12 protein-coding genes and 1 pseudogene are annotated in these 6403 nt (G+C 29.9%); 7 read left to right on the top strand and 6 right to left on the bottom strand.

Annotated features, from left to right (window positions below):
* Positions 1 to 22 precede the first annotated feature (22 nt).
* The 4 genes and pseudogenes from KA830_RS13110 to KA830_RS13100 all read left to right on the top strand — a co-directional run.
* Positions 23 to 160, top strand: a pseudogene (locus KA830_RS13110) (JAB domain-containing protein); the annotation flags it as partial.
* Positions 161 to 329: 169 nt separating this feature from the next.
* On the top strand, positions 330 to 869 hold the full coding sequence (locus KA830_RS13105) for an HTH domain-containing protein (protein ID WP_229347799.1): 540 nt from the start codon (positions 330 to 332) through the stop codon (positions 867 to 869).
* Between the two features lie 24 nt (positions 870 to 893).
* Positions 894 to 1106: a hypothetical protein gene (locus KA830_RS13770; RefSeq protein WP_229347794.1), complete on the top strand. Its 213-nt coding sequence runs from the start codon at positions 894 to 896 to the stop codon at positions 1104 to 1106.
* 56 nt (positions 1107 to 1162) lie between these two features.
* On the top strand, positions 1163 to 1342 hold the full coding sequence (locus KA830_RS13100) for a hypothetical protein (protein ID WP_203265405.1): 180 nt from the start codon (positions 1163 to 1165) through the stop codon (positions 1340 to 1342).
* A 133-nt stretch (positions 1343 to 1475) separates the two neighbouring features.
* Here KA830_RS13100 and KA830_RS13095 read toward each other — a convergent pair whose 3' ends face one another.
* The 4 genes from KA830_RS13095 to KA830_RS13080 all read right to left on the bottom strand — a co-directional run bounded on the left by KA830_RS13095 (position 1476) and on the right by KA830_RS13080 (position 3154).
* A complete protein-coding gene (locus KA830_RS13095) occupies positions 1476 to 1613 on the bottom strand; it encodes a hypothetical protein (RefSeq protein WP_107529391.1) in 138 nt (45 codons plus the stop codon).
* A gap of 13 nt (positions 1614 to 1626) precedes the next feature.
* Entirely contained in the window at positions 1627 to 2511 is an 885-nt protein-coding gene (locus KA830_RS13090) for a permease (protein ID WP_065865874.1), read from the bottom strand.
* Between the two features lie 89 nt (positions 2512 to 2600).
* On the bottom strand, positions 2601 to 2921 hold the full coding sequence (locus KA830_RS13085; RefSeq protein WP_065865873.1) for an ArsR/SmtB family transcription factor: 321 nt from the start codon (positions 2919 to 2921) through the stop codon (positions 2601 to 2603).
* A 32-nt stretch (positions 2922 to 2953) separates the two neighbouring features.
* Entirely contained in the window at positions 2954 to 3154 is a 201-nt protein-coding gene (locus KA830_RS13080; protein ID WP_002452584.1) for a hypothetical protein, read from the bottom strand.
* A gap of 205 nt (positions 3155 to 3359) precedes the next feature.
* Between KA830_RS13080 and arsR the strand changes: the two genes are divergently transcribed.
* Genes arsR through arsC form a run of 3 tightly spaced genes read left to right on the top strand, consistent with a single transcriptional unit; the run spans position 3360 to position 5382 of the window.
* On the top strand, positions 3360 to 3674 hold the full coding sequence (gene arsR / locus KA830_RS13075) for an As(III)-sensing metalloregulatory transcriptional repressor ArsR (protein ID WP_065865872.1): 315 nt from the start codon (positions 3360 to 3362) through the stop codon (positions 3672 to 3674).
* A complete protein-coding gene (gene arsB, locus KA830_RS13070; RefSeq protein WP_203265325.1) occupies positions 3671 to 4963 on the top strand; it encodes an arsenite efflux transporter membrane subunit ArsB in 1293 nt (430 codons plus the stop codon). The genes arsR and arsB overlap by 4 nt, the downstream gene beginning before the upstream one ends.
* Positions 4964 to 4980: 17 nt before the next feature.
* Positions 4981 to 5382: an arsenate reductase (thioredoxin) gene (gene arsC, locus KA830_RS13065; RefSeq protein WP_061854114.1), complete on the top strand. Its 402-nt coding sequence runs from the start codon at positions 4981 to 4983 to the stop codon at positions 5380 to 5382.
* Between the two features lie 19 nt (positions 5383 to 5401).
* On the opposite strand, the gene KA830_RS13060 is transcribed toward arsC, so the two are convergent.
* Both KA830_RS13060 and KA830_RS13055 read right to left on the bottom strand, forming a co-directional pair.
* Positions 5402 to 5743, bottom strand: coding sequence for an ArsR/SmtB family transcription factor (locus KA830_RS13060; RefSeq protein ID WP_203265324.1), 342 nt, complete (start codon positions 5741 to 5743; stop codon positions 5402 to 5404).
* Positions 5744 to 5761: 18 nt separating this feature from the next.
* Entirely contained in the window at positions 5762 to 6379 is a 618-nt protein-coding gene (locus KA830_RS13055; RefSeq protein ID WP_037538729.1) for a CadD family cadmium resistance transporter, read from the bottom strand.
* Between the last annotated feature and the right edge of the window lie 24 nt (positions 6380 to 6403).

Below are 6403 nucleotides of genomic sequence, written 5' to 3'. Positions count from 1 at the left end.
CTCTTGATAAGATGTAACACCCTCTCCTGAAGATATCAATGTGACCGAACGATTAATGCTCATCAGTGAAATGATGGGCATTTTATTTTATGACCATGTTATTTTCTCAAATAGTAACGCCTATTCCATTAGAAAACATAATTTAAAAGTAGAGGTATAGCCGTATTTTGTCATTACCGCTATTTCTTCACTTATCAATATTTATAAAATCTCTTTATATCAATGTATTTATCTAAAAAATTTTTTTCACAACTTTTATTAAATATACGGAGGATTGACTTATTGTGACAAACCTATTTTGTAATGTATAACTTAAAGGAGGTGACATATTGGATCGTGCATTTCGAATATTAACAATATACCATCGTTTACTACAGAATAAATCCGTCAACAAACAATCACTTACATTAGAACTCAATACGAGTCCTAGGACGATACAAAGAGATATCGACGATACCAGAAACTTCTTATATGAAAGTAAATCGTGGATCAGTACACCTAAAGCAATCACGTACGATTATAAATCAGAAAGTTATAAGCTCGAACAAGATAAGCATGAAAATATGCATTTTATGTATGATATTTTGACTGCTTTATACCTGACGACACCCAAATTAAGTCATTACTTTTATCAATATCTTAAATTATTAATCATCAAACATCATTCAGGTCATCGAACTACATTACTAAAATATCTTGACCGCTTTGAAATTGATAAAAATCAAACAGGTATTTTGCCAGCATCATTAGTTGTTCGCGCAATGAATGAAATTTATATAGATGATATTAATCAAATGAATCTGAGTTTGTCTGAAAAATCCGTGGATATACAAGAAAAATCAAAGTTACAAACCTATATCACGTTTTAAATCGGTAAAGATGTGTGGTCAAAAATGCATCGATTTTATCAAATTCATGTAATAGAAAAATATGATGCACATTATCTTATTGTCACTTTCAAGATGACAAGAGTCGAAGCTATTCAACTCCGTTTTATATATCAATCCAATATACGTATCATTTCACCCCCTGATTTAAGAGAACAAGTGATTGATGAATTACTTTTACTACAATTAACATATTTAAAACAACAAGTTCAAAAGTAAACCAAGCAGACAATGTTTTACAAATAATATTAATTATAATGAAAGGAATGATAATCATGAGTAACATCATAAAAACGATAGGCAAAGGCATTGGAAAAGGTGTCGGTGCAACAGCAGGTCTAGGTATTTTAGGTTCTTATTTCAAAAGAACTTTCACAATAAATGGACCACTAGGTAAAGAAATAACAAGAATTATAGAAAATCACTTTAGTGAACCTGTAGAAATCAAAGCATAATATAGAGGTAACCATTTTCAAAGACACATTGATTTCAAAATATGTCCTTTTTTAATTATTGTAGAATAAATATAGAAAAGCGTAGCAAAATAGATTAATATAAGGGCCTGGATATAAATTCCAGGCCCTTATATTACTTGTTACAGCAATTGTTATTATCTTCTTGCTCTTTTTCATCTTTTTCTTTTTTTTCGTTCTTTTCCTCAATTTCTACCGAACAACATGACTGTTCTTGAGGTTTTATTTTTTTTAATGCGTCTTTAATACCCATTATTTCACCTCCTTTAAATAATGATATTCACAATCAAACCTGTAGCAATGGCTACAATTAAAATTGCAATAATGAATGATATTACAAATTTTTTCTTGAATAGCTTAGATAGCAATACGACCTCTGGAATACTTGCGCCAGCACCACCAATTATTAATGCAACTACTGTTCCTAGCGACATACCTTTTGATACTAATGCTTCGGCTATAGGTAACATTGTTTCTGGTCTGATATACATAGGGATACCGATAACAGAAGCAATAAACACCGATATAAAACCATCACCACTTGCATACTTAGTTATAAATTCTTCAGGTATGAATCCATATATAAAGGCACCAATAAATACACCAATAAATAGATAAGGTAACATTGGGTATAAAAATGCCCACGCATCGTTTAATGCTTGTTTAAAACGAGATCCTGTTTTATTAGCAAAAAATCCATCACCTTTAACATTGACCCCTTTATAACTTTCAGCTAAATTCATTTTTGAAAATACTAAACCTGTTAAAATACTGAAAATTGCTAGTACTACAAAATAAACAATGGCTACTTTCCATCCTAATAAAGCCCATAACATAAATATCATTAATGGGTTCATTAATGGTGAAGCAATCAAAAAACTCATAGCCGGACCAAAAGGAACTTTGGAATTTAATAGACCTGCAAGTATTGGAATAGTTGAACAAGAACAAAATGGTGTAACAGCACCAAACACCATACCTAATATGTAATTGACAGCTTTATTAGGTTTGCTCAAAAGCTTTTTAATTTTTTCTTCTGAAACAACTTGTTGAATCAGACTTACTATAAAACTCACTACTATAAATAGTAATAATAATTCAAAAAATAACATCAGAAATGTTTTTATGAATTCCATAATTGAATCTATCATTAGTATAACGCCTCCGAATTCATTTAATCAACTTTTCTTGATGTATTAATCAAAAAAATTTGATTAATTCTATGTTATAAAGAAGATACTTAAAGTATCTTACAGCAAGTATCTTCATTTAAAACCACCTGTATTTGTTGCTCATTAATTTTATAATAATTCCATGTGCCATGCTTTTCAGCAATAAGAATATTTGCATCTACTAATTTTTTTAAATGATAGGAAAGTTTAGATTGTTTTAACGCTAATAATTCTTCTAGATCACAAACACATAAAGATTTTGAATCGCTTTGACGTATTGATTGTAGAATTTTAAGCCTGATTTTATCAGCTAGCGCATTAAACATCTGTTCATAAAAGTCTAATTTTTCTTCCTCACTTCTATTAGGACTGGACTTAATAATTTCCATTAAATAATCACCTCTCTTATATATAGATATTTCTATTTTTGTTTGAGTTCTTGTATTGCTTGATTAAAATGAGTTTCTGTTATTTTACCATACATGTCAGGTTCTCCTTTAAAGAATTCATTTTTCATATATGATATAGCTTCTTTTAAAGAAACTTCTCTTGATATCATAATTAGATTTAAGTAGCTAACAAAATAATCAACAGATAATGTACCTGCATGATTTATTCTCATAAAATCGAACTCCTTTATAAAATACTAAAATGATACATCAATTTTTTTTGATGTATTAAATATAAATTATTATTTCAACTTTTGCAAGATAATAAAACTAGTTATTTAGGACGCATTCTAATCTAATACTAAAATTAGTCAAAAAACTACATAGACATAAAACTATATAGATGTTAATCTATGTAATGAAAAGGAGGTATTATTTATGTCTTATAAAGAATTATCAGCAATATTAAAAGTTTTATCAGATCCAAGCAGGTTAGAAATATTAGATTTACTTTCTTGTGGTGAGCTATGCGCTTGTGACTTATTAGAACACTTTCAATTCTCACAACCTACACTAAGTCATCATATGAAGTCATTAGTAGATAACGAATTAGTTACAACACGAAAAGACGGCAACAAACATTGGTATCAACTTAATCATGCTATTTTAGATGATATTATTCAAAACTTAAACATCATTAATACATCTAATCAAAGATGTGTATGTAAAAATGTGAAATCAGGTGACTGTTGATGACCATTTTAGCAATTATAATCTTCTTGTTAACTTTAATCTTTGTGATATGGCAACCAAAAGGTTTAGATATTGGTATTACAGCTTTAATTGGAGCTGTTGTTGCTATCTTTACAGGAGTCGTAAGTTTTTCCGATGTATTAGAAGTAACCGGTATTGTTTGGAATGCAACTTTAACTTTTGTAGCTGTTATTCTAATTTCATTAATATTAGATGAAATTGGTTTTTTTGAATGGTCTGCAATACATATGGTCAAGGCTTCAAACGGTAATGGCTTAAAAATGTTTGTTTTTATTATGTTACTTGGGGCAATTGTAGCAGCATTTTTCGCAAATGATGGTGCGGCTTTAATCTTAACGCCTATTGTATTAGCGATGGTAAGAAATCTAGGGTTTAATAAAAAAGTGATTTTCCCCTTTATTATTGCCAGTGGCTTTATCGCTGATACTACATCACTACCCTTAATTGTAAGTAACTTAGTTAATATCGTTTCTGCAGATTACTTCGATATTGGATTTATTGAATATTTTAGTCGAATGATTATTCCTAATATATTCTCTCTGATTGCTAGTATTCTCGTTTTATGGTTATATTTCAGAAAATCTATACCTAAAACGTTCGATACAGAAAATCTTTCACATCCTAAAAATGCAATTAAAGATTCTAAATTATTTAAGATTTCATGGATTGTATTAGCAATACTACTTGTGGGTTATCTTGTTAGTGAGTTTATTCAAATCCCTGTATCAATCATTGCTGGTATTATTGCTATTATCTTTGTACTGTTAGCTCGCAATTCCGAAGCTGTGCATACGAAACAAGTAATTAAAGGTGCACCATGGAATATTGTCCTATTTTCAATTGGTATGTATTTAGTCGTATTCGGCTTGAAAAACGTAGGCATCACCACAATTTTAGCTGATGCATTATCCAATATTTCAAGTTATGGACTATTCAGTAGTGTTATGGGCATGGGCTTTATATCTGCTTTGTTATCATCAATTATGAATAATATGCCTACAGTTTTAATAGATGCAATTGCTATCGGACAATCGAATGTAGTTGGAACAATTAAAGAAGGTATGGTTTATGCGAATGTCATAGGTTCTGATTTAGGACCTAAAATAACACCGATTGGTTCTTTAGCAACATTATTGTGGCTACATGTCTTAACACAAAAAGGTGTGAAAATTTCGTGGGGAACATACTTTAAAACTGGAATTATCATTACTATTCCGGTCCTATTTGTAACACTCTTAGGTTTATACCTTTCACTAATCATATTTTAAGAAAAGAGGCTTTAATTATGGATAAGAAAACAATTTATTTTATATGTACAGGAAACTCTTGTCGTAGCCAAATGGCTGAAGGTTGGGGAAAAGAAATATTGGGTGAAGATTGGAATGTCTATTCTGCTGGTATTGAAACACATGGTGTTAATCCTAAAGCAATAGAAGCTATGAAAGAAGTGGATATTGATATCTCAAACCATACATCAGATTTGATTGATAGTGATATCTTAGAACAGTCAGCTTTGGTCGTAACATTATGTAGTGATGCAGACGATAATTGCCCTATATTACCACCTAATGTTAAAAAAGAACACTGGGGCTTTGATGATCCAGCAGGAAAAGAATGGCCAGAATTTCAACGTGTTAGAGATGAAATTGGAAAAAGAATACAAGAATTCAAAGAAACGCTCGTTTAATGTGAGCGTTTCTTTATATTTAAGTCATACATTTTATTAATAATGATTTCATTTCTATATCTTTGATATAATAGTATGTCATTTTCCCATCCTTGTAAAAATCCAGCACGTCTCTTTTATACAGAGCTCTCAAATGATGTGATGTTGAAGCTATACTCAAACCTAATGTTATAGATAAGTCACAAACACATAATTCTTTCTCTTTAATTAGAGCTAATATAATTTTCAGCTTATTCTCATCACTTATCTTTAATAATGTATTGATAAGCCGTTGAGTTTTTTCTTCTTTTAAAAATCTTAAAGCATAATTCACTTTTTCCTCATGAACACAAATGACGTCACAAATTTTATTGTTACTCATATTAAGTCACACCTTAATTTATAATATAAATCCTAATATCGTTTGTATGGTTTCATTTTCAATAATAATAAATAAGCCCAATGCTATGTAAATAACAGCCATAATCCAACGACTGAATTTCTCAACAATTTCACCCACACCAGGAATTCTAGCTAGTTTTTGTGCTGTGAATACTAAAAAGAAAATTAAAACTAAAAATACAATTAAGGTAGTCAGTAATTCAATAATATCCAATGCTACAAAATAAGGGACAAATAAACCAATATTATCTGCACCACAACTTGCAATTGTCACTAAAGAAACAGTCCCTACTAATTTGGACAAACCTTTTTCGTTTAATTCTTTTTTTGCTCTTTTTTCACCTTCACAATCATCATAAATAGCAACTTTTATACCTAAGTAGATGGGGATCAAACCTAATAAACCTAATATCCATTTCTCTGGAACATAATGTAACACAAAAGCTAAAAATAAACTGACTAATATGAGGATAATCGATCCTAAATATTGACCTATATAAATATCCCTATATTCTTTTCTAGTCTTTGCTCTAGCAAAAAATATTAATAAAATCACTAATAAATCTACCGCAGTTGCAATATAAAGTATTGCCGCAGTTATAATAGTCTGAACCATAGAGCACCTCATTCAAATATACAT

This window comes from Staphylococcus sp. GDY8P119P (assembly GCF_017892075.1).
GTDB classification, from domain to species: domain Bacteria; phylum Bacillota; class Bacilli; order Staphylococcales; family Staphylococcaceae; genus Staphylococcus; species Staphylococcus ureilyticus.
The sequence above is the reverse complement of the archived record's forward strand: the minus strand, read 5'-3'. Positions and strand labels throughout refer to the sequence as shown.